The organism is Xenorhabdus sp. PB62.4, from assembly GCF_014467285.1.
Classification (GTDB): Bacteria; Pseudomonadota; Gammaproteobacteria; order Enterobacterales; family Enterobacteriaceae; genus Xenorhabdus.
The window spans coordinates 379,537-401,988 of record NZ_NKHR01000001.1 but is presented as its reverse complement, the minus strand read 5'-3'; the positions used below and the strand labels follow the sequence as shown (position 1 = coordinate 401,988).

The window sequence follows — 22,452 nt, the reverse complement described above, 5'->3', positions numbered from 1 at the left end:
GCAAAGTGGGAAAATTAATGAAATATTTCAACAAAATATTAGGTCTAAATTCTCAACGGCATTACCCCTATCCTGCTTTTGACATTAATCTTAATCAAAACATACAATTACATGTTATTGGCAGTATTCATATGGGAGCAGAGAATATGTTCCCACTTTCGGAAGTACTGCTCGATCAACTAGAGCAATCTGATGCTCTGATTGTCGAAGCTGATATCACACAGGTTGACTCTCCTTTCAAAGAACAGTTTCCTGAGCAAGTTGCTCTGTCACAACGTTTATCTTCCGAACACTTTGAGCGCTTACAGCACTACTGCCGGGAGATCCAGCATCCTATTGCTCTTCTTGATTCATTACCGTCATGGCAAGTCGCATTGATATTACAGGCCGCCCAAGCCCAATATTTAGGATTACGCCCTCAATATGGCATTGATTACCAATTACTGAACAGTGCAAAAGCTACCAATAAACCTATTATCGAGTTGGAAGGAACGGAAACGCAGGTTAATCTACTCACCAGCCTGCCAAATGGCGGCCTTTCTCTGTTGGAAGATACCCTTATCCATTGGCATACCAATGCCCGTGCTTTACAAACTATGATTAGCTGGTGGATGAATTATAAACCTGAGCAACAGGATCAGATACTACCGATGACATTCTGTGAAGAGATTTATCAAAGTCTAATGATTGAACGCAACCATCAATGGAGTGAACAATTACATTGCTTATCAGAAGGAAAATATCTGGTTGCTGTAGGGGCCTTACATCTTCACGGCGAGAATAATTTACAGCAAATGCTGTTAAAACCGCTGGAATAACAATACCTTCATCTATTCCACTTTTGTAGATAAATAACGATAGGTAAATAATTACAGGAAAAAACATGACTCCCGCTATTGTTTTGCTGGAAAAGCAAAAAATTAATTTCAAACTTCATCCTTATGCACACGATGCCAATGAACATAATTTCGGTGATGAAGTGGTTAAAAAACTCGGCTTAGATGCCAGCCAGGTTTTTAAGACACTACTGGTTTCATTGAATGGCGATGCCAAAAACCTTGCTGTCGCCATTACGCCTGTTTCCGGGCAGCTCGATCTGAAAAAAATCGCCAAAGTTTTTAAAGCCAAGAAAGCAGATATGGCCGAACCTCTGCTGGCACAAAAAGTTACAGGTTACCTCGTTGGCGGCATTAGCCCACTGGGGCAGAAAAAGCGCCTACCGACTGTGATTGACATTCAGGCACAAACTTTACCAACTCTGTTTATTTCCGGTGGCAAGCGTGGATTAGATATTGAATTATCACCCACTGATTTATGCCAACTACTTAATTGTTCATTTGCTGATATCGCTAAACGTTGAAAATAAGTTTCAATTCTTATTGAAATTTTTCGAGCTGGCTCTGTTTTCTTTAAAACAGAGTCTTGTGCTATATGACAATACCGATATACTTTCCTTACAGAGAAAAAACATTAATTACTATTTCAAGTAACTTAGTTAATCTAAATAAAAGAGGAATAAAATGGCTACCTCATCATTTTTCCGTCAAATTGTCATTACTGATCCCAAAGCAATTAAAATGCTAAGGAGAGCTAATAGAAAGCCGCCAAAAGATGATTTTGAAAAAATAGATTTCGAAGCTCAACAAAAAGAGGCAATAGAGATATTAAAACGAAAATTCTCACTCTAAGGAAGATGTTAACGGATTTTGGCAGTGACAAAACAAAAGAATACTTACTTTCTTTTTCCTGTCCGCTAAACCGCGACGTAGAGTCGTTTTTACATTTTAAATCAATTAGATTTGAACAATGTGATGTAACCAGAACTTATCTTATTCTGGATGAAAAAGGAGTTATTCTTGCTTATTTTTCACTAACCTTCAAAGAGTTATTGGTACACAATTTTGCTATTTCAAAAACAAAGTTAAAGAAAATCAATGGCATCAGCAAAAATGCTAATACTATAAAAGTTTACTTAATCGGACAAATAGCCAAAAATTTTTCATTAAATGAAAACCCAATAAGTTTAAAGGATATTTTTCTTTACGCAAAAAACATCATTAATATATCAAAATCACTAATTGGAGGAAGAGTTATTGCTGTAGAATGTGAAGATAACGTTCACCTTATAGAGTTATATATGAAAAATGGACTCGAAAAATTACCAACAAAAGGAGATAACAATTCATTAATTACCATGCTATTTAATAATTAGATTATTATTCAGTTTCAACCATCCCTATTTTAGATTGTGCATAGCTGTCCTTACTGATAGTAAGTCAAAGACCATCTGTTTTTCAGATGGTCTTTTTATGCGACTAATTAACTATAATCTATTAATCAGTTATTATTTTTTATACGAAACTTCACTTTTCGGATCATAATCAGAGGCCTTCAATGGGGAGTGTTTTTCAATATAACCTTTCAACACTTCAGCATCGACAAAACCTGTATCAACGTAACCCGGTAAATTATCAATGCGTGGATAACCGTCACCTCCAATCGCGTTGAAATTCAAGGTCGCCATCCGATAAGTTTTATTTGGATCTAATGGCTTACCACCAATTTTTACGTCACTGATATTCTTACCATCAATCACGAAGCTCACATTATAGAACTGTCCATAAGCGCCGGAATCCTTTTCCATATTCGCAATGGCTGTTAAATATGACAAAACCTCGTTGCCTTTAAAATCCACATAAACCAGTTGATTAGCAAATGGATGAACTTTCAGAACGTCTTTATAAGTGATATCTCCTGATTCAATAGAATCACGAATACCACCACCACTCATCACTGCAAAATCAGCGTTTGTCCGCTCCATTTGAGCAGCCAGCACAAGATGCGCCATGTTAGTTTGCACGAAACGAACTTTACTACGATCACCTTCTAGTTTGTCGTCCACCGAACCAATTTTGACATTCAGTACCTGACCACCTTTGTTTTGATAAGGTGTCAACAGGTTAAGCATCTCAGGGTTTTGCTTAATTTCATGTGTATAGTAAACACGCTCCGTACTGCCATCTTCTTTTGTCACTTTTTTCTTTAAGTTGATGGGAATCAATTGATAATGAACTAACTTGAGTTCACCATTACGGAATTGGAAATCAGCACGACCAACGTATTTTCCCCATTCATGGGCTTGAACGATCCATGTGCCGTTTTGACGATCTGGCGAGCACGGCGTTCCCGGCACATAATTCACTTGTTTATAGTTTTTCTTCTCTGAAGACATGCAGACCGGATCTTGTGAGTGACCACCCACTATCATATCTAAATAGCCCGTCGGTAAACTACGTGCCATTTCAACATCTCCCGGAGCATTAGTGCCATGGTGACCATCGTCATAATGCCCCATATGGGTTGCAGCAATAATAACATCCGGTTTTTCGTTCTTTTTCAGCTCTTCAATAACTTTTTTGGCTTCTGCTGCGGGAACACGGAATTCAACATCCGGAAAATTCGCAGGGTTACCTACTTTCGCCGTATCATCCGTTGTCAGGCCAAGAACGGCGATTTTCACGCCTTGTTTATCAAACATGACATATGGCTTAAATAAACGTTTGCCTGTGCTGGTTTGGTAAATATTGGCAGATAAGAATGGAAAATTCGCCCACTTTTGTTGTTGGTGCAATACATTTAAAGGCTTATCGAACTCATGATTCCCCAATGCCATTGCGTCATAACCGACCAGATTCATCCCCTTAAAATCTGGCTCAGCATCTTGCATATCTGATTCCGGTACACCTGTGTTAATGTCACCACCAGACAACAGCAATACGCTGCCTCCCTTCTTAGCAACTTCCTGACGGATGGAATCTACTACTGTTTTTTGTGCAGCCAAACCATACTCACCATGATCGTTATGCCAGAAGTGACCATGATGATCATTAGTATGCAGAATAGTAATATCGTAAGTTTTATCTTGCTCCCAAGCAGTGGCGATTAGCGGCGTCAACGACAAGGAAACGGCAAGAGCACATACTGACGCTTTAAACGAAAATTTCATGGGTATCTCCATGTTCTTTAAGTGTTATTAGTTATACGATTGTGGTTAATGATATGAATTTTATTCATTATCCCAAAGTGGGATACAAACGATGGCATGCGGCGCTATACCGCATTTTTCTGATCAGGATTACATACTTGTATCATTAAATAATGTCTTCTTTCATTTTTTGAGATAGCTATCAAATTATATCAATATAAATAAAATTTTTGTTAGCAGACTAAGAGGTACTATGGTGTAAACACCAAACAAAATTTACATTAATCACCTGACGTCCCCCTACGGGCTACATAAATAAGCGAATAATCATGAGCGAACAAAGCAACACAAAATCTTTGCCAGCCTCGTCAACAAAAACACGCAAGACGGTTTTCTCTGTACTCGGAGCGATCAGCTTATCCCATCTACTGAATGATATGATTCAATCGCTGATTCTGGCAATTTATCCACTGCTGCAATCTGAATTTACACTGAGTTTCATTCAGGTTGGGTTGATAACCCTGACCTATCAGATAACAGCATCCCTATTACAGCCGCTCATCGGACTCTATACAGATAAACATCCGCAACCTTATTCACTGCCTGTCGGTATGGGATTTACCCTATCGGGGCTGCTCCTACTGGCTTATGCAGAAAGTTTCCCTGTTATATTAGTGGCTGCCGCTCTCGTTGGTACCGGCTCATCAGTTTTTCATCCAGAGTCTTCACGAGTCGCAAGAATGGCATCCGGCGGACGCCATGGGCTGGCTCAATCCTTCTTTCAAGTAGGGGGAAATCTGGGAAGCTCTCTTGGCCCTCTGCTAGCCGCTATTTTCATTGCACCTTACGGCAAAGGGAATGTCGGTTGGTTCTCGCTGGCAGCACTGCTTGCAATCGTGATCCTATTGCAAGTCAGTCAATGGTATAAAATGCAGCACAGAACCGTCCTTCCCCAATCCTTACGCAATGTCTCTCTGCCGACTTTATCCAGAAAAACCGTTATACGTTCTTTTGCCATTCTTCTCATACTGATTTTCTCAAAATATTTTTATCTCACCAGTATCAGCAGCTACTACACCTTTTACTTGATCCAAAAATTTGGTGTATCAATACAAAATGCCCAAATCCATCTGTTTGTTTTTTTATTTTCTGTCGCAGCAGGCACCATGATTGGCGGTCCCATCGGAGATAAAATAGGCCGAAAATATGTTATATGGGGTTCCATTCTCGGTGTTGCGCCTTTTACCCTGATATTACCTTATGCTTCCTTATTCTGGACAGGCATACTGACGATCATCATTGGCATAATCTTGGCATCTGCATTTTCTGCTATTTTGGTTTATGCTCAAGAGCTCATTCCCGGCAAAACAGGCATGATAGCAGGTTTATTCTTTGGCTTGGCATTTGGTATGGGGGGAATTGGAGCAGCAATTCTTGGCTATGTTGCAGATAAGACCAATATAGAATTGGTTTACAAAATTTGCGCTTTCCTACCACTTCTTGGTATATTCACACTGTTCCTGCCGAATATAGAAAAGAAAGTATAAAAAAAATAGAAAAATCATTAGGTAAATGATAATAGTTATTACATTATCTCCCTTTGTAAACAAGCGTAAATAATGACAAAATCTACATAAATTTACATTAAAATAGGGTTTATGCAGATTACTCTTGTTTTCACCACTCAGTATGTTTTTTAGCAAGTTTATCTTTAACTACTTATAAAATATATTTATTACCTTACCCAACCACACAATTTAATATTCTCTACCCCAGAAGGAGCCTTGATGGAGCATTCGACACCTCTTATCACGACCATTGTTGGTGGTTTTGTTCTCGCCTATCTGCTTGGCATGCTTGCACAGCGCCTAAAAATCTCACCTCTGGTAGGGTATCTTATAGCAGGTGTACTCGCGGGGCCTTTTACACCCGGCTTTGTTGCCGATACTTCCCTGGCTCCGGAACTTTCAGAAATTGGTGTGATCTTACTGATGTTTGGTGTCGGTCTGCATTTTTCACTCAAGGATTTGTTAGCCGTCAAATCAATTGCCATTCCTGGGGCCATCGCCCAGATTGCCGTTGCTACCTTATTGGGAGCAGGGTTATCAGCATTACTCGGATGGAGTCTATCCAGCGGTATTGTCTTTGGCCTCTGTTTGTCCACCGCCAGCACAGTAGTATTACTCAGGGCACTGGAAGAACGGCAGCTCATTGATAGCCAAAGGGGGCAAATTGCCATTGGTTGGTTGATTGTAGAAGATCTGGCGATGGTGCTGGCGCTGGTATTACTTCCCGCAATAGCCGGCCTTCTGAGTAATCAGGATGCCAATATTGGTCAGCTTCTGCTTAAGCTGTCCATTACAATTGGTAAAGTTGTTGCTTTTATTTTATTAATGATCTTTGTTGGAAGAAGAGTGATACCTTGGCTACTGGCGAAAACGGCCAGTACAGGTTCCCGTGAGTTATTTACACTGGCGGTGCTTGCAATTGCACTGGGTGTTGCTTATGGTGCCGTAACACTATTCGATGCTTCATTTGCTCTCGGAGCATTCTTTGCCGGCATGGTACTGAATGAGTCAGAATTGAGCCATCGAGCAGCACAAGATACTCTCCCGTTAAGGGATGCGTTCGCGGTTCTTTTCTTTGTCTCCGTTGGCATGCTGTTTGATCCAATGGTTCTGCTCCAGCAGCCTCTCGCTATTTTAGGCACACTTGCCATTATTATCATTGGCAAGTCATTGGCTGCTATGTTGTTAGTCAGAATGTTTGGTCATACACGACGTACGGCCCTGACTATTTCTGCCAGCCTCGCCCAAATTGGTGAGTTCGCCTTTATTCTGGCAGGTCTTGGTGTCATACATGGATTTTTAGATGGGGAAGCGCGTAATCTTGTGCTGGCTGGTGCCATCATTTCCATCATGCTGAACCCTGTTCTGTTCAGTCTGCTGGATCGCTATTTGGAAAAAACAGAGACGATTGAAGAACAATTACTCGAAGAAACACTGGAAGAAGAAACCCAGATCTCCGTTGATATCTGCGGACACGCCATTATAGTGGGCTATGGTCGGGTCGGGCGCCTACTCTGCCAGCGTTTACAAGAAAAAAACTTTCCTGTGGTGGTTATTGAAGATACACGCGCTCGGTTTGAAGAATTGGGCGAAATGGGTATTAGTGCCGTGATGGGTAATGCAGCCAATAAAGATATTATGGCCCTGGCAAGGCTCGATTGCGCCTGTACGTTATTCCTGACAATCCCTAATGGCTACGAAGCCGGTGAAATTGTTGCGAATGCCAGAGAAATTAGACCAGATATCAGTATAATCGTACGCGCCCATTATGATGATGAAGTTGCCTATATTACGGAGCGTGGTACTAACCAGATCATTATTGGTGAGCATGAAATAGCAAGGGCAATGGCTGATGTGCTTCCTGAATATGAAGAAGGTTGTCCGATAGAGCCGCCATTATCACTTTCATCAGCAACCCCACCATCAACAACATAATTTGCTGTTTAAGGAATATCCCTGATTATGGGGATATTCCCAGTTTCCACTATTAACGTTCCCAGTAAGATTCTTCCAAACTATCTTCTTTTTCCGGCAATCCTCGTGTCAGGCGTGGAGCATGTTGGCTCAATACCTGATAACTTACCCTATTTGCGTACTTACACACTTGAGCTAAAGAAGAGTACGTTAAATAAGAACGCATATGTTTGCTAGAATTCGGCACGTTCATGCGATGATAGCTGTTGGCAGTGATATCATGCAGCAATGCGGATAATGCGCCGTCGCCTGCTCCATTGGTATTCATTATTTTTTCAGGGCCGCCCATATAAGGTTCAATATGGGAATAGACTCGCATTGGATTCTGGCAATCTACTTTGCGCATCGCGCGGCTGAATTCATAACGGTTAAATTCTGCAATTGCACCAGGTAATAAAGGATGGGATGTCTGGCGCTTGTACTCTTCTTCAGTATAACCCGCCATATATAACCCTGCAGGCCCTGCCGTGCACAACACCAAATCGACCCAATCAAGCGCCTTATCTGCCGCCAGTAAAGGATCACTGAAGCCTGTCAGCTCATGAGCTTCATCTTCATTCATTGCTACCACTGAAACATTTTCAGCCAGGAAATCACGCCACCATTGAGGATCATCAGCAATAACGTATTTTGTTCCCAATGTCAGCACAACCGGTACATTATGTTTTTTTGCATATTCAATGGCTTTCATCGTTGCTTCCGGCATGGGTTCACCCGGTTTGCAACGTACCAGATACGCGGTAATCACTAATGCTGACGCTTCCGCGATAATATGTTCTGGAATGCTTTCTGGACGAAGCTGATTCATTAAACCCGGACTGATAGCAAAGGTTCTTTCACCATTTTCTGTCACTAAAGTAAAGCAACGACCAATTGGGCCATCAACGCCCTGTAAGTGGTTCAAATTCATACGGCTGGATGTATTACAAAGATAACAATACGCATAACTTCCTATCTGGATGTTATTGCACATAGTACCAAGCAGTACAGATTTGTCGTCGGCTAAAACGGAATAATTATGCAGGGTGTTGCCAATCGTGCCACCTGCAAATTCATGGCTGATCAGATTATTATCTGTCAGTTCCCTATAGAGGGCCTCGGCAACATGGTCTTCAATAACTAACGAATGCCCCTGGCTCAGGTTATAACGTTGGATAAAACTCTCATCAACCTTAGCTTCAATATCCACCAGTGTTTGGTCAATGCCGACGATATAGGCTCGGTTATTTTCAGTGTCCATCATTTCTTTGATGGGCTGGAGAAGAGGATCTCTTAAGCTGACAGGAAAGTAATGTTTAGATTTACGTTTACCAGGGAATTTCATAATTAATTGCTGTTATAGAGCCAAAATATGCGGCATGTTAGCACAATATGGTGTGACACAATACTGGGACAGAACAAAAAACAACACGACAAAAACACAGGCAGCCAATGTTGCAATAACATTGGCTGCCGGATATTAGCGATATGATTTAGCTTTCAAGTAACCGCTTTATTGGCTGCGCTGCAACTTGAAATCTATTGGATAGATTATCATGTTAAGCTGCTTGTTTCTGGCGACTACGTACCATGTGATGCAGCAAAACAAACATAACAGAAAGAATAAATCCGATAAAACCCGCACCAATCAGGATCAATAAACGCTTAGGTGAGTCTTTTGATGTCGGTTCATAAGGTTCCTGCATAAATTTGAATGGTTCAAAATTAACCGTGTTGACATTTATTTTTTCCAGATTTTTGATATATAGCTGGCGGTTACGCAAATCAGCATCAATTTTTGTTGGATCGGTAATTTCTTCAGTAATTTGCAGTTTACGTTGCAAAGCATCAGAGCCCAATGCAATCGAATAATCCGGGTCATCCTTGATCATTGCCCCACCATTGGATACAGGTTTCTTAACACCTGCCGAGTCAGCAATAGAAATTGCATATTTCAATCGCTCAATATTTACACTGCGCATATTGGCGATACGTTCCAAATCGATAGCATAAAGCTTCTGCGAATATTCCAGTTTCTGATGAACCATGTCAGTAAGTTCATCTTTTATTTGATTACGAACAACCGAAGAGACAAATCTGATATAGCCCGTCAACAGATTGTAAGAATCCTTTGAGTTATCTGCACTGAAAGAAAGTGTGGATTCATTATCTTCATCATCTTTCTTAGGCAATGATGCAGAGATGTTTTTATTGACAATTTTCTCGATTAACCTTCTTTTTTCCTGCTCGGAAATATCATTATTCCTGGCAAGCAAGGTCTTAAAGTAATCGGTATTGACCAAATATTCTTCCCGCAATACACGCGAGTTATAGTTTTCAATAAAACGCTGATATAGGGACTCTTCTGTCACTTTCGGCTCAAGGTTCAGAACGTGCAACCCTGTCAAAGCATTTTTCAATGGCTGAAACTCTTCCAACCCCGGTTTAACCACCGCAGCAGTACTGGTCCATTTCTGTGGCATAAATGATGCAACACCGAAACCAACAACCGCAAAAACAAACGAGACTGCAATTATCAAATATTTTGATTGGAAGAGTACGGAAAATAGCTCAAACAAATCGATTTCATCTTCCTGCGCAGGATGGTAATAATTTGAATGTTCTTCATAAAAATCGGGGTGTTTAATAGGTTTGTCACTCATTATCTATATATCCAATCCAAATAGTTTTGCTTTTCATTGATGATACGCGAGCTTCTCTCTTGCTCACAGTACTCATTGATTAAAAACAGTATTCTTAAAAATTATACAACCAACAATGCTTGCCACTCACCCTGTGAGTCATTCCCCTATAACAAGCAGTTGCAACTTATTGAATGATATTATTTACCAAATTTTCGAACAACGAAATATGGCGCTCATTATCATTAAGTGCAGAGATATATTCAAACTTTTTCCCACCTGCATTCAAAAAGATAGTTTTATTCTGTTGCTTAATTTCTTCCAATGTTTCCAAACAATCGGCTGAAAATCCCGGACATATCACTTGAACATGCTCCACGCCTTGTTCTGGCAATGATGCCATTGTTTTGTCTGTATAGGGTGATAACCACGGTAAGCGACCAAAACGAGACTGATACGTCATCATGATTTTATCTGCCGGATAGTCCAATGTTTGAGCTAAGGTTTGAACTAAGAGTTGAGTCGTCACTTTGCAATCCTGCGGATAAACATCTCCTATTGTTGCCAGACGCTCGGGAATACCATGATAAGAAAGGATTAGACGATCAGGCTGACCATGTTTTGTAAAACTCTCTTCAATGGATTCCCTTAACGCGGCAATATAAGCAGGATGTGAGGCATAGCTACGAATAAAATGCAGCGTAGGGATTGTACGATATCCCTTCAATATCTTACTAATGCGATCAAATACCGCTGCTGATGTTGTGCTGGAATATTGAGGATAAAGCGGCAATATAATTAAATCATCAATATCTTGTTGCAACAAACTATCTACTGCCTGAGATAAAGAAGGTGAGCCGTAGGTCATTCCCAAAACAACGGGAATACCCGCCAATTTTTCACTCAGCAATTTCTGCTGACGGCGGCCATGAACCAGCAGAGGAGAACCCTCTTCCATCCAAATTTCTTGGTAAAGTTTAGCAACACGAGAAGAACGGAAAGGAAGAATAAGCCCGTACAGTATCGGCTTCCAAATCAGTGGGGGGATATCAACCACCCTTCTGTCACTCAGAAACTGAGCCAGATAACGCCTAATCGCTGCTGGCGTTGGTGCGTCCGGCGTACCAAGATTGACCAATACAACACCATACTTCTTGCTACTCATTCCTCAGTACTCCATTTAATTGACTGACAATCCAGTATAAAACATGAGTTATAGTCACATATAACATTTCATGGAGTGAATTTCTCATAGAGCGCGGTAGAGTGCAAAAAAGTCAGGCGGCATAAATACCGCCTGTTCCAACAATTCAAGAATACACTAAATCACTCACCCAGAATTTTGGTCAATTCTGCGCTGACTTCAGATACCTGACGTGTACCATCAAGTTTAAAGTATTCTGTGTTACCTGCCTGCGCTTCTTTTTGGTAGTAAGAAACCAGAGGTGCCGTTTGCGCATGGTATTCAACCAGACGTTTGCGAACAGTGTCTTCCTGATCATCTTTACGAATGGTCAGTTCTTCACCAGTAACGTCATCTTTGTTTTCCACTTTTGGTGGGTTGAATCTGATATGGTAAACACGGCCCGATGGCGCGTGTACACGGCGACCAATAATACGTTCAACAATGATTTCATCAGGAACATCAAATTCCAGAACAGAATCAATCTTGATACCCGCTGCTTTCATGGCATCAGCCTGTGGAATGGTACGTGGGAACCCATCCAACAAGAAGCCATTACGGCAGTCATCTTGTTTGATGCGCTCTTCAACCAAGGCAATAACCAGTTCATCAGTGACCAGCTTGCCATTATCCATCAATTCTTTTGCTTTCAAACCCAACTCTGTGCCAGCTTTAACTGCGGCACGCAGCATATCACCTGTTGAAATCTGAGGGATCCCATATTTCTCCATGATAAATTGCGCCTGAGTCCCCTTACCGGCGCCTGGTGCGCCCAGCAGAATAATACGCATTGCGTAAATCCCCTTGCTATTTGCTTTTCGTATTTTTTAAAGAAAACGTACCACCATAACATTTGAATAGGGCATGGCTCAAGAACACAGGTAAACGTTTTCGCATTATAAAAAAATAAACCACGCTCCATTTTCCGCTGAAGCGTGGTTTTTTATCATAATCTCGACGAGATTAAGCTTTTTCAGCTAATAATAATTGATTCATTCTACGAATGAATTGGTTTGGATCATCTAATGTGCCACGTTCTGCAAACAGTGCTTGATCCAGCAGCAATTCTATCCAATCAGCAAACTGCATCTCATCTTCAATATCAGCCGCCTTTTTAACCAAATTATGTTCTGGGTTCAGCTCAAAGTTATAGCTTACTTCTGGCATAGATTGACCGGCAGCAGCAAACAGCTTCGCCATTTGGGTGCTCATTCCATTAGCATCGGTTGTTACGATTGCTGGTGTATCTGTCAGGCGATGAGTTAACTTCACTTCCTTCACACGCTCACCCAGCAATGTCTTCACACGTTCAACGAACGGCTCCAGTTTTTTATCTGCTTCTTCCTGCTCAGATTTGTTTTCATCCGCCAATTTGTCAAGGGATTCATCAGCCTTGCTAACAGATTGGAATGATTTACCGTCGAATTCAGTCAGATAACTCATCATCCATTCATCGATACGGTCAGACAGCAGCAGAACTTCAATACCTTTCTTGCGGAACAGCTCCAGATGTGGGCTATTCTTCGCCGCAGCGTAGCTATCCGCAGTAATGTAATAAATCTTCTCCTGCCCTTCTGCCATGCGGCCGATGTACTCTTCCAGAGAAACGGTTTGTGCCGAACCATCATCGTGCGTTGTCGCAAAACGCAGCAATTTGGCGATAGCCTCCTTGTTTGAGCTATCTTCAGCAGGCCCTTCTTTCAGCACTAATCCAAATTGCTGCCAGAAAGTCTGGTATTTTTCTGCATCGTCTTTTGCCAGTTTATCCAGCATCTGCAATACACGTTTGGTCAACGCGCTGCGCAAGTTGCGAGTGATTGTGCTGTCTTGCAGTATTTCACGAGAAACATTCAATGGCAGATCGTTGGAGTCGATCAGGCCACGAACAAAACGCAGATAGTTTGGCATGAACTGATCAGCTTCATCCATGATGAATACACGCTGTACATACAGTTTCAGGCCATGTTTATGTTCACGGTTCCACATATCCCACGGTGCCTGGGAAGGAATATATAACAGGCTGGTATATTCCTGCTTACCTTCAACGCGGTTATGACTCCAGGTCAGAGAATCGGTAAAATCATGGGAAATATGTTTATAAAACTCTTGGTATTCCTCATCACTGATTTCTGCTTTACCGCGAGTCCACAAGGCTTGGGCTTTGTTGATTTTTTCCCATGTAACGGTGACCGAATCGTCTTCTTCGTTTTTAGTTTGTGTTTCGATTTCAACCGGTAAGGCAATGTGATCAGAATATTTACCGATGATTGAACGCAGACGCCAGTCATTGAGGAATTCACTTTCCCCATCACGCAAATGCAGGGTGATTTCTGTACCACGTCCTGCTTTTTCAATATCTGCAACGGTGTAATCACCTTCACCGGTGGACTCCCAGAACACGCCTTGTTCAGCCGCCGCACCCGCTGCACGGGTACGTACAGTCACTTTATCCGCAACGATGAACGCAGAGTAGAAACCTACACCAAATTGACCAATCAATTGGCTGTCTTTTGCCTGATCAGAACCGATGGATTCAAGAAATGCTTTAGTACCGGATTTTGCAATTGTTCCAAGATTATCAATCACTTCATCGCGGGACATACCGATACCATTATCACTGATGGTGATGGTTTTTTGCTCTTTATCAACAGCCAGACGCACACGTAATTCGCCATCATTTTCATACAGTTCAGGCGCGGATAATGCACGGAAACGTAATTTGTCTGCCGCATCAGATGCGTTTGAAATCAATTCACGGAGGAAAATTTCTTTGTTGGAATAGAGAGAATGGATCATCAACTGCAAAAGCTGTTTGACTTCGGACTGAAATCCACGGGTTTCCTGATCTTTCATGTTCATTTATTACCTCAATCTAAATCCAGTTCAGATATGTAAAATCGGACGATAGCAATCAGATGGGGATAGATCCGGAGGGTTTCAAGTTAGAACAACAAGAATAATGTAAAATTAATCCAGCCAACGTGTAAATGTATTATGGATGGTGGCATATTCTGCAACACCATCCATTTGAATTTACTACAAAGAATTGGAAAAAATCACACTTGAGTGATTTTTTGGCGGCCAGCCAGCGAATGGGATAGCGTTGTACCATCCACCATTTCAAGTTCACCGCCAACAGGAACACCGTGAGCGATTCGGCTGGCTGTCACACCATACTGCGAACACATTTCTGCAATATAGTTTGCGGTCGCCTCTCCTTCGACCGTTGGATTCGTTGCCAAAATAATTTCTGACAATGTTTCAGAAGATAATCGTTCTTCTAAACGATCCAAACCAATATCCATTGGCCCAATGCCATCCAGAGGCGATAAGTGCCCCATCAGGACAAAGTAACGCCCTGCAAACTGACCTGTCTGCTCAATGGCATGAATATCAGCCGGGCTTTCTACCACACAAATCTGCCCATTCTGCTGACGACGGGGATTGGCACAAATAGTGCATTGTTCCTGTTCAGTGAATGTCCGGCAATCCTGACAGTGACCAATTTCAGACATCGCTCGCGTTAATGCCTGCGCCAGCCGCATTCCACCACTGCGTTCCCGCTGCAATAGATGAAATGCCATCCGCTGCGCAGATTTAGGGCCTACGCCGGGTAAACAACGTAGCGCTTCCATCAGCGATTCAAGAAGAGGGCTGGTTTGCATTAGAATGGCATCTTAAAGCCAGGCGGTAATTGCATTCCGCTGGAAACACTTGCCATTTTTTCTTTCTGGGTTTCTTCAATACGGCGAGCCGCATCATTGAAAGCAGCAGCAATCAGATCTTCCAGCATATCTTTGTCATCGTCCATCAGGCTTGGATCGATTTCAATACGGCGGCAGTTGTGTGCACCATTAATAGTCACTTTAACCAGACCCGCGCCAGATTCACCCGTCACTTCCAGACTTGCAATTTCTTCCTGCATTTTCTGCATTTTTTCTTGCATCTGCTGGGCCTGTTTCATCAAATTGCCCAAACCACCTTTACCAAACATAATTCTCTCTCTTCGCTAGAGCCACAGCATAATAAGGTACACTGTGGCGGTTAGACAGGCCGGATACTTTCTTCATCCAATTCTGCATCGAATAATTGCTGAAGTGTTTGAATCGTTCTATCCGAAATAATAGATTGGCGCGCTTGTGCCAATTTTTCTTCATAAATGGCTTGTCGCCACTCCAAAGGCGTTTTTACCGCAGGATTATCATCTTCAACGATATTGAGTTCAATAGGTTTTCCATGCAACTCACTTAATGCTTCGCTCAACGATTTCTGTGCTGACGCCGAATTAAGGTGGCGCTGTTTTGAACGTAAATGCAGACAGAGTTGATTTTCACCAATCTGTTCCTTAAACGCATTCAGCGCTACCTGCTGAACCAACTTAGGAATATGCAGTTTATCAATTTCCGCGGCCCATGAATCCCTCTCTTTCGATTCAATAGCCAATTTCTCTGCTAATTCTGCGGTCTTCTCATGTTCTAACGCTGCTTTTATCGCTTTTGGCGTCGTGACTGGCTGCTGTTTTTCTTCAACATTAGTTGCCCGCCAACGATATGCCTCTTTCTTTACCGGTTTAGTCTCTCGCACTTTAGGGATATAAGATTGAGGCCGTTGTTCAGCAACGGCCACCAAGCGTTCCAGCGCCGAACTTGCCGGCTTTGCCCTTGCAGACTCTGCCGGCTCAGGCTTTTTTGGTGGGCTCTTTCCCTGGCGAGTCAGCGAATCCCTTGCCTGCAATAATTTTGCTGTTGGGCTGTTCGTTGTGGATGCCGAGCCTGTTAGTTGAGGCGATCTCTGTTCGTCTCGCCCATTTCCCTCATTTTTTGGAGAAAACTGGGCTACAGGTGCTGCTGCTGGTGTAACTCCTGTTGGCAATACAGGGACTTCCACAGCAGATAATGGTGTTTCATCAATGATAGCCTTAGGATGGAATGCCAAAGCCCGCAATAGTGCCATTTCAACACCCATCCGACGCTCTGGCGCATAAGGGAGCTCTTTGCGCCCCACCAGTATTGCCTGATAATAAAGCTGCAAATCAGTCGGAGAAATTGACCTTGCCAGCAGACGCAAACGCCCTTCCGTTGAAGAAGATTCACTTTCAGGTTGCTGGGGCAATAACTGGAGCATGGCAATGTGGTGCAACTGGGCCAACATTTCGATCAGCAAATTCTCCCAATCCACACCACGGGATGCCACTTGTTCAACCAAAGCCATCACTTGTTGCCCATCAGCACGAATGAGCGATTCAATTATCGCTAATGGTTGATCATCATTCAGTGTTCCCAGCATCTGGCTGACGATATCTGATGTCAGTTTTCCACCACCAAGAGCAATGGCCTGATCTGTTAAACTCAAGGCATCACGCAGACTGCCATCTGCCGCTCGTGCAAGAAGCTGACGGGCACGGGTATCACTCTCTATCTGCTCTTCATGCAGGACGTGTTCTAACTGGAGACTAATCTGGTTTACATCAAGCGCTTTCAGATGAAATTGCAAGCAGCGTGAAAGAATAGTCACAGGCAATTTCTGTGGATCTGTCGTTGCCAGAAGGAATTTCACATGTTCAGGCGGCTCTTCCAACGTCTTCAGCAAAGCATTGAAGCTATGGCGGGAAAGCATGTGAACTTCGTCGATAAGGTAAACCTTGAAACGACCTCGGGCAGGGGCATACTGAACATTGTCCAGCAATTCGCGGGTATCTTCTACTTTCGTTCGGGAAGCGGCATCGATTTCAATCAGATCGACAAATCGCCCCTGTTCAATTTCAAGACAGTTAGCACACTGACCGCACGGAGTCTTTGTAATACCCGTTTCGCAATTCAGTCCTTTTGCCAACAGACGTGCGATTGTGGTTTTACCTACACCTCGAGTGCCGGAAAAAAGATAAGCGTGATGGAGGCGCTGGTGCTCAAGACCATTCGCCAGTGCAGTCAGCACATGTTGCTGACCAACTACATCAGAAAATATTTGTGGGCGCCACTTACGGGCAAGTACCTGATAGCTCATGAATACCGGAGAAATTGAACATGACTGTCTATCATGCTAGCACAGCCTCACCATGAACGGCGAGGCTGATGTACCAATAATGCAAAAATCGGAGTAATCAGTGGCCAGAGAATTCAATGATCGCGTAGCTATCAACGCCCTGCTTTTTCAAACGCTCAACGCCACCTAAGTCTGGTAACCCAATGATAAAGGCAGCTTCAGACACTTCACCACCCAAACGGCGGATCAGGCTTACCGTTGCTTCAATGGTGCCACCCGTTGCAAGAAGATCATCAACAACCAGAACTTTGTCTCCTTCATTGATGCTGCTTTTATGAATTTCCAATGTATCGGTGCCATATTCCAGATCGTAAGTTTCACTTAACGTCTCACGCGGTAGTTTGCCTTTTTTGCGAACAGGGACAAAACCAACACCCAGGCGCAGTGCGACAGGAGCACCAAATAAGAAACCACGAGCTTCAGTACCAACAATTTTCGTGATGCCTTTTCCCTGATAACGCTCCACCAACAGATCTATCGTAGCTTGGTATGCGGCAGGATTATCCAGCAATGTGGTAATGTCACGAAAAAGTATGCCTGCTTTTGGGTAATCAGGGATCGTTTCGATACTATCTTTAATAAATTGGAGTTGTTGTGCGTTAGCGGTCATAATCGATGCCAGCCAGTTATAAAAAACGAAAACGGTAAAATCTATTCAAACTACTGGGAAAAAGCAACTGCAAAGCAAATGACAGCCTATATTTTGTTGATTTAGGTCAAGCTTTGCATTTATCACATTAGATGTTATTACTACCCAAAACGATAGGCCGATGTTACATCGGCTTTTAAATAGATTATTAACAATAACGGGGTGCTGATGGGCATACAAAATTTATTAAGTGCACTTGAAAAACAAATCAGTATGCTGGAAAAAGATCTCTCCTTACTGCCTGATACCCCCTTTTCCATTCCTCGTTTTGATCAAGCGCTCTTCCATCATCACAGCAGTAAACTTGGTGGCTATATGCAGGAAATCAAACAGAATATGGAACAATTAAAAACCTGCGTAAACGATGGTCGTATTGAGCAAGTTAAATTTCTTTCTGAACGTTTAGTGACACAAATCGAAGCATTAAAACGTGAAATATCAACCCAAGCACTACGAAAACAAGAAGATAAGTTTGAGCGTAGATCACAAGAACAGGATCTTTATCAACGCCTGGCTGAACATCAAGATTATGAGCGCCGCTTAATCGCGATGATTGATGACCGAGAATTACAGTTAAATAAGCAAAATACGATTACCGATAAGTATAAACTACAAAAAGAAATCGCTGCTCTGGCGGGAAGATTAGCCCGCTGTCGCCAAGCCCTGATACGCATCGAAAAATCGATCGAAAAACAGGAAAATTCAGATTAGCCACAAAGGGAATATCCATTTATGACTCTCGAACAAGCATCATCTGAAGTACAACTCGCAGTCGATCTCATTTATTTGCTTGAATGCAATGAGATTCCTCCAGATATCGTTCTCGCTGCCTTGGAGATCGTCAAACGTGACTTTCAGGGAAAACTGGAAAAACAATCTCTACGGCCTGAGGAGTAAGCAGGATTTATCCTTATTCCATTTTTTATTCCATCAGGCCCCATTTTAAAAAAATAACTTAACCAGAAAATAAATTAAGGCAGGAGTGGTTTGTCTCCAGAAGAAGATTTTCCATCTGAATGACGGTTCCCGATGTTCAGTTGCTTGTCGACTTCTTGCAAACTCTCACCCTGCCCATTGTGTAAATAAACTTCTAACTGGTTAAACGCAATATTGATATCGTTTTCCCGACATAATTTATCAATGCTGCGATTAACTTCGTCCACAGTACGGCTGCGATCACCTAATTCTCGTACATAGAGCCTTAATTCATGATCCAGGGTACTGGCACCGAAGCTCATGAAATAGACTTGCGGCCCTGGCTCGCTCATCACGCGTGAATTATCATTCGCCGCTTTTAACAAAACTTCTTTCACTTTATCCAGATCAGAGCCATATGCAACGCCAACCTTAATGATAATTCGCGTAACGGTATCAGAAAGTGTCCAGTTGATAAGACGCTCTGTCACAAATGCCCGATTAGGAATGATCACTTCTTTGCGGTCAAAATCTGTGATCGTCGTTGCACGAATACGGATCTTACTGACTGATCCAGAGTAAGTTCCTATTGTTACCGTATCGCCAATACGGACAGGGCGTTCGAACAAAATGATCAAACCTGAGACAAAGTTGGCAAAGATTTCCTGTAAACCAAAACCTAACCCGACCGAAAGAGCCGCTGCCAACCATTGCAATTTATTCCAGGAAACGCCCAATGTTCCTAATGCAGTTAACCCCCCAACCCCAATGATCAGATAAGTGAGTGTCGTCTTAATGGCATATGAAGAACCTTGCTGTAACTGCAATCGGGATAGTACCAACACTTCCAATAATCCGGGCAAGTTTCTCATCATGACCCATGCAATCACCAACATGGCTATCGACAATGCTAAATCCTTCAAGGTCACGTATTTCAGTACGTTGCCCAACTCTGTTGTTGTGCTGTACTGCCACAGATTAACCCCATCAAGGTAAGAAAATACTGTCACCAGATCAGACCAAATCCAATAAAATGCACCTAAAAAGATCAAAAACAGCACCATACTGGTCAAACGCAATGATTGCTGGTTAATGCGATCCAAGGCCATTGGCGGTTCTTCAATGACTTCCCCTTCAGCCCCTTCTTTTGCCAACGATTGACGTCGGGCAACTGCACGTCGATAGGCAATGCCGCGGGCGGCAATGCCTAATCCCCGTAAACAAGCCTGGTAACTGATATGCCAGAGAAACAGCAGATACAAGCTATAGAGCCAACGTTCTGCCAAACGCAAGGTTGTGTAGAAATAGCCTGATACCATCAACACCATCAAAATCAACGGCGCAAACGTTAATGTTGTCACCACTATGGTGCGAATCATGTGCACACTTTTTTCACGCCATATCTGACGGCAGAATGGAAAGATAAAAAGAAAGACAAAAAACAGACAGATCAATACAGTGCATTGGCCGATAACATCATCTGACAGCCGAAGGGGATGTTTGACGCCCAGTGTTATCCAAAACAAAATAGGCAACACAGCAATTGACAAGCGTGCAAGATTTTTGCGGAATAACGTGCAATCAGCTCTGTTCAAAGAAAAATGTTTCTCTCCAATCCCCCCCTTAGCCAGAATTTGGTAACTACAACTGAACATAATCCAAAATAGTGCCAATTGACGTGAAAATCCCCAAATCAAATCTCCCAAATCATCACCTGATTTCGAATACCAATAACCCACCGCTAGCACAATAAAAGCGAGCGGTAATGTTTTTATCAGCGTTAAAATCAGTGCCAGTGGAGTATGTAACTGGCTATCACGACGAAATTGCCCCACTTCATCAGCGATTTTCTGTAATTGCTCATTAATGCTTTTAGTTTGCCAGCGCAAAAACAAACCAACCAGCAAAAGCGGAATAACAAAATGAATAGAATTCTTCAAACCTATAATCAGGTCACTCAACGTCAAATGAATATTCAGATTGCTCAGCTCTCCTTGAACCTGCTCAGGCAGGGATTTCAGCCAGGCTAAATTCATCGGCTTGTTGCTGTTTACCCAAAAGATTTGCTGGACAAGCGTTTGTTCCAGCGATTCGGTAACATCCGACAATTGCTGCTGATCTGTCTGTAAGTTGATGGCATGAGTAATCTGATTTCCCAACTGATTATTGAGTTGATCCAAAAGCTCACGGCGAACGTCCAGAATTTGGTTGATAGCATTATGGACTTCTTCCAGCATCTCAGGGGATGCATTCTCTATTCTATTGTGATTATCCTTCAATAAATCATCGGCATAAGAATTATCTTGATAAAGCTGTTCTCGTTCCTGAGTGATTTCAAATTGTTCCAGGCGTAAATCAGCAATTTTTGTCGGTAAATCCTTCGTCAGCACATCTTGAGGTACTTTCAACTGTTCCTGAAACAGAATACGCGACAGTAACAAGCTACCACGTAACACCTTGACCTGCTCTTTGAGATTCCTTTCAGACTGAATAACTCTGTCCAGATAATTTTTGACGCGAATGTTTTTCTGCACCAATTGATTATTATCACGGGTTGCAGCAACCAGCCGTTCACTGAGTTCACGGTTGTTATCGATTTCCTCTTGAATCAGCGGATTATCCTGAATGTGTGAATTTTTTCCGTCTTGCGTTTGTGCTTCTTTGGCTTTTTCTTCAGAAAGGATCAGGCGCTTGCCACTTACCACATCTTGGATGAATTGGACATAACGTTCCAATTGCCCAATTTGAAACGTCGTGTAATCCCGTTGCTGCTGTAAAAGCGATTGTAGCTGCGTATTCGCCTGTAAAGATGCTCTTTGAAGATCATTTTGCTGCATCAAGAAAGACTGTTCTACCAACAACAATTCCGTCTGAGTACGGCTTGATTCCTGCTGTTCAGTCAACGCGTTATTGAGTTGATTACGAATTTGCTGCAATCTTTGCACATTGCGAAATAGTACGTTTTGCGCACGTTCTGGTTGCGTTTGCAGCCCGATTAACTGGCTATTGTAGTTGGCAAGATTTTCTTGTGCCCGCTGCAAACTATACAGAGTGTTGTTCAGTTTTGATTCAAGCTGTTTCAGGGATAATGTTCCCAACGCCTGTTTATACTCATTTTCATTTTGCTCAGCGTTATTTCTCAGGCTTTCCAATTCAGTCATAACCTGGCGTGATTTTTGCGGGGCTTCTTGCTGATTTTTTTTCAGTAGATTGGATTCCTGTTTCACCCAATCTATCTTATCAAAGAAAGAGAGGGCTTTTTCCAAGTCAGCTATGGATACCTTTTCCTCAACCGTATGCTCTTTACGTTCTGTCAGGGTATTAAGCTGATTTTGAATATCAGTGCGGGTTGGAATATCACTGCTGAAAGCCGCATTCGCCGGAGAAAAGAACGATGACAGGAGAAAAAGTAACACCATCATCAAAACAAAGCGAAAAAATAGTATATCCGGGAGTTTGTTGCACAAGCCCCCCTTATTGAGCAAAACACCCAAGTATCGGTTAACAGAAACCAT

At 42.5% G+C, this 22,452-nt stretch carries 19 protein-coding genes; 8 read left to right on the top strand and 11 right to left on the bottom strand.

Annotated elements, in window-relative coordinates:
• Nucleotides 1-5 precede the first annotated feature (5 nt).
• The 4 genes from Xenpb_RS01720 to Xenpb_RS01705 all read left to right on the top strand — a co-directional run bounded on the left by Xenpb_RS01720 (nt 6) and on the right by Xenpb_RS01705 (nt 2,212).
• Nucleotides 6-818 (top strand): TraB/GumN family protein, encoded by an 813-nt coding sequence (locus Xenpb_RS01720; RefSeq protein ID WP_187652799.1) that lies wholly within the window; start codon nt 6-8, stop codon nt 816-818.
• A 65-nt stretch (nt 819-883) separates the two neighbouring features.
• The gene (gene ybaK, locus Xenpb_RS01715) at nt 884-1,360 is read left to right on the top strand and encodes a Cys-tRNA(Pro)/Cys-tRNA(Cys) deacylase YbaK (protein ID WP_187652798.1); all 477 of its coding nucleotides are present in this window, start codon (nt 884-886) and stop codon (nt 1,358-1,360) included.
• A 160-nt stretch (nt 1,361-1,520) separates the two neighbouring features.
• Entirely contained in the window at nt 1,521-1,688 is a 168-nt protein-coding gene (locus tag Xenpb_RS01710) for a hypothetical protein (RefSeq protein ID WP_187652797.1), read from the top strand.
• A 5-nt stretch (nt 1,689-1,693) separates the two neighbouring features.
• The gene (locus Xenpb_RS01705) at nt 1,694-2,212 is read left to right on the top strand and encodes an acetyltransferase (protein WP_187652796.1); all 519 of its coding nucleotides are present in this window, start codon (nt 1,694-1,696) and stop codon (nt 2,210-2,212) included.
• Nucleotides 2,213-2,344: 132 nt separating this feature from the next.
• Here the strand turns inward: Xenpb_RS01705 and ushA are convergent, their stop codons facing one another.
• Nucleotides 2,345-4,006, bottom strand: coding sequence for a bifunctional UDP-sugar hydrolase/5'-nucleotidase UshA (gene ushA / locus Xenpb_RS01700; protein ID WP_187652795.1), 1,662 nt, complete (start codon nt 4,004-4,006; stop codon nt 2,345-2,347).
• Nucleotides 4,007-4,314: 308 nt separating this feature from the next.
• Here ushA and Xenpb_RS01695 point away from each other — a divergent pair, with 308 nt between their 5' ends.
• Both Xenpb_RS01695 and ybaL read left to right on the top strand, forming a co-directional pair.
• Nucleotides 4,315-5,532, top strand: coding sequence for an MFS transporter (locus Xenpb_RS01695; protein WP_187652794.1), 1,218 nt, complete (start codon nt 4,315-4,317; stop codon nt 5,530-5,532).
• Between the two features lie 240 nt (nt 5,533-5,772).
• Entirely contained in the window at nt 5,773-7,488 is a 1,716-nt protein-coding gene (gene ybaL / locus Xenpb_RS01690; protein ID WP_187652793.1) for a YbaL family putative K(+) efflux transporter, read from the top strand.
• Nucleotides 7,489-7,540: 52 nt separating this feature from the next.
• Here ybaL and Xenpb_RS01685 read toward each other — a convergent pair whose 3' ends face one another.
• The 9 genes from Xenpb_RS01685 to apt form a co-directional block, all read right to left on the bottom strand.
• Nucleotides 7,541-8,851: an inosine/guanosine kinase gene (locus Xenpb_RS01685; protein ID WP_099114888.1), complete on the bottom strand. Its 1,311-nt coding sequence runs from the start codon at nt 8,849-8,851 to the stop codon at nt 7,541-7,543.
• A gap of 214 nt (nt 8,852-9,065) precedes the next feature.
• The gene (gene wzz(fepE) / locus Xenpb_RS01680) at nt 9,066-10,169 is read right to left on the bottom strand and encodes an LPS O-antigen length regulator Wzz(fepE) (RefSeq protein ID WP_187652792.1); all 1,104 of its coding nucleotides are present in this window, start codon (nt 10,167-10,169) and stop codon (nt 9,066-9,068) included.
• Nucleotides 10,170-10,335: 166 nt separating this feature from the next.
• Entirely contained in the window at nt 10,336-11,313 is a 978-nt protein-coding gene (hemH, locus tag Xenpb_RS01675; protein WP_187652791.1) for a ferrochelatase, read from the bottom strand.
• Nucleotides 11,314-11,474: 161 nt separating this feature from the next.
• Nucleotides 11,475-12,122: an adenylate kinase gene (adk, locus tag Xenpb_RS01670; protein ID WP_187652790.1), complete on the bottom strand. Its 648-nt coding sequence runs from the start codon at nt 12,120-12,122 to the stop codon at nt 11,475-11,477.
• Nucleotides 12,123-12,294: 172 nt separating this feature from the next.
• Nucleotides 12,295-14,184: a molecular chaperone HtpG gene (htpG, locus tag Xenpb_RS01665; protein ID WP_187652847.1), complete on the bottom strand. Its 1,890-nt coding sequence runs from the start codon at nt 14,182-14,184 to the stop codon at nt 12,295-12,297.
• Nucleotides 14,185-14,387: 203 nt separating this feature from the next.
• On the bottom strand, nt 14,388-14,996 hold the full coding sequence (gene recR, locus Xenpb_RS01660; protein WP_187652789.1) for a recombination mediator RecR: 609 nt from the start codon (nt 14,994-14,996) through the stop codon (nt 14,388-14,390).
• Entirely contained in the window at nt 14,996-15,325 is a 330-nt protein-coding gene (locus Xenpb_RS01655; RefSeq protein WP_099114894.1) for a YbaB/EbfC family nucleoid-associated protein, read from the bottom strand. The genes recR and Xenpb_RS01655 overlap by 1 nt, the downstream gene beginning before the upstream one ends.
• A 50-nt stretch (nt 15,326-15,375) precedes the next feature.
• Nucleotides 15,376-17,334 carry a DNA polymerase III subunit gamma/tau gene (gene dnaX / locus Xenpb_RS01650; protein WP_187652788.1) on the bottom strand — a complete coding sequence of 653 codons (1,959 nt, stop codon included), beginning with the start codon at nt 17,332-17,334 and terminating at the stop codon, nt 15,376-15,378.
• Nucleotides 17,335-17,431: 97 nt separating this feature from the next.
• The gene (gene apt, locus Xenpb_RS01645) at nt 17,432-17,983 is read right to left on the bottom strand and encodes an adenine phosphoribosyltransferase (protein ID WP_187652787.1); all 552 of its coding nucleotides are present in this window, start codon (nt 17,981-17,983) and stop codon (nt 17,432-17,434) included.
• Nucleotides 17,984-18,190: 207 nt separating this feature from the next.
• On the opposite strand from apt, the gene priC reads away from it, so the two are divergent.
• Both priC and rsmS read left to right on the top strand, forming a co-directional pair.
• Nucleotides 18,191-18,733 carry a primosomal replication protein PriC gene (gene priC, locus Xenpb_RS01640; protein ID WP_187652786.1) on the top strand — a complete coding sequence of 181 codons (543 nt, stop codon included), beginning with the start codon at nt 18,191-18,193 and terminating at the stop codon, nt 18,731-18,733.
• 21 nt (nt 18,734-18,754) lie between these two features.
• Complete coding sequence (gene rsmS, locus Xenpb_RS01635) at nt 18,755-18,919, top strand: pleiotropic regulatory protein RsmS (RefSeq protein WP_187652785.1); 165 nt, start codon at nt 18,755-18,757, stop codon at nt 18,917-18,919.
• A 74-nt stretch (nt 18,920-18,993) separates the two neighbouring features.
• On the opposite strand, the gene mscK is transcribed toward rsmS, so the two are convergent.
• Nucleotides 18,994-22,356, bottom strand: a complete 3,363-nt coding sequence (gene mscK, locus Xenpb_RS01630) for a mechanosensitive channel MscK (protein ID WP_255522998.1) — start codon at nt 22,354-22,356, stop codon at nt 18,994-18,996.
• Nucleotides 22,357-22,452: the final 96 nt, after the last annotated feature.

Bases quoted from the DNA above. Each gene is read 5' to 3' on its own strand.
- ybaK (WP_187652798.1), top strand. From the start codon at position 884: ATGACTCCCGCTATTGTTTTGCTGGAAAAGCAAAAAATTAATTTCAAA.
- Xenpb_RS01710 (WP_187652797.1), top strand. From the start codon at position 1,521: ATGGCTACCTCATCATTTTTCCGTCAAATTGTCATTACTGATCCCAAA.
- Xenpb_RS01705 (WP_187652796.1), top strand. From the start codon at position 1,694: ATGTTAACGGATTTTGGCAGTGACAAAACAAAAGAATACTTACTTTCT.
- ushA (WP_187652795.1), bottom strand. From the start codon at position 4,006: ATGAAATTTTCGTTTAAAGCGTCAGTATGTGCTCTTGCCGTTTCCTTG.
- Xenpb_RS01695 (WP_187652794.1), top strand. From the start codon at position 4,315: ATGAGCGAACAAAGCAACACAAAATCTTTGCCAGCCTCGTCAACAAAA.
- ybaL (WP_187652793.1), top strand. From the start codon at position 5,773: ATGGAGCATTCGACACCTCTTATCACGACCATTGTTGGTGGTTTTGTT.
- Xenpb_RS01685 (WP_099114888.1), bottom strand. From the start codon at position 8,851: ATGAAATTCCCTGGTAAACGTAAATCTAAACATTACTTTCCTGTCAGC.
- hemH (WP_187652791.1), bottom strand. From the start codon at position 11,313: ATGAGTAGCAAGAAGTATGGTGTTGTATTGGTCAATCTTGGTACGCCG.
- adk (WP_187652790.1), bottom strand. From the start codon at position 12,122: ATGCGTATTATTCTGCTGGGCGCACCAGGCGCCGGTAAGGGGACTCAG.
- htpG (WP_187652847.1), bottom strand. From the start codon at position 14,184: ATGAAAGATCAGGAAACCCGTGGATTTCAGTCCGAAGTCAAACAGCTT.
- recR (WP_187652789.1), bottom strand. From the start codon at position 14,996: ATGCAAACCAGCCCTCTTCTTGAATCGCTGATGGAAGCGCTACGTTGT.
- Xenpb_RS01655 (WP_099114894.1), bottom strand. From the start codon at position 15,325: ATGTTTGGTAAAGGTGGTTTGGGCAATTTGATGAAACAGGCCCAGCAG.
- dnaX (WP_187652788.1), bottom strand. From the start codon at position 17,334: ATGAGCTATCAGGTACTTGCCCGTAAGTGGCGCCCACAAATATTTTCT.
- apt (WP_187652787.1), bottom strand. From the start codon at position 17,983: ATGACCGCTAACGCACAACAACTCCAATTTATTAAAGATAGTATCGAA.
- priC (WP_187652786.1), top strand. From the start codon at position 18,191: ATGGGCATACAAAATTTATTAAGTGCACTTGAAAAACAAATCAGTATG.
- rsmS (WP_187652785.1), top strand. From the start codon at position 18,755: ATGACTCTCGAACAAGCATCATCTGAAGTACAACTCGCAGTCGATCTC.
- mscK (WP_255522998.1), bottom strand. From the start codon at position 22,356: ATGGTGTTACTTTTTCTCCTGTCATCGTTCTTTTCTCCGGCGAATGCG.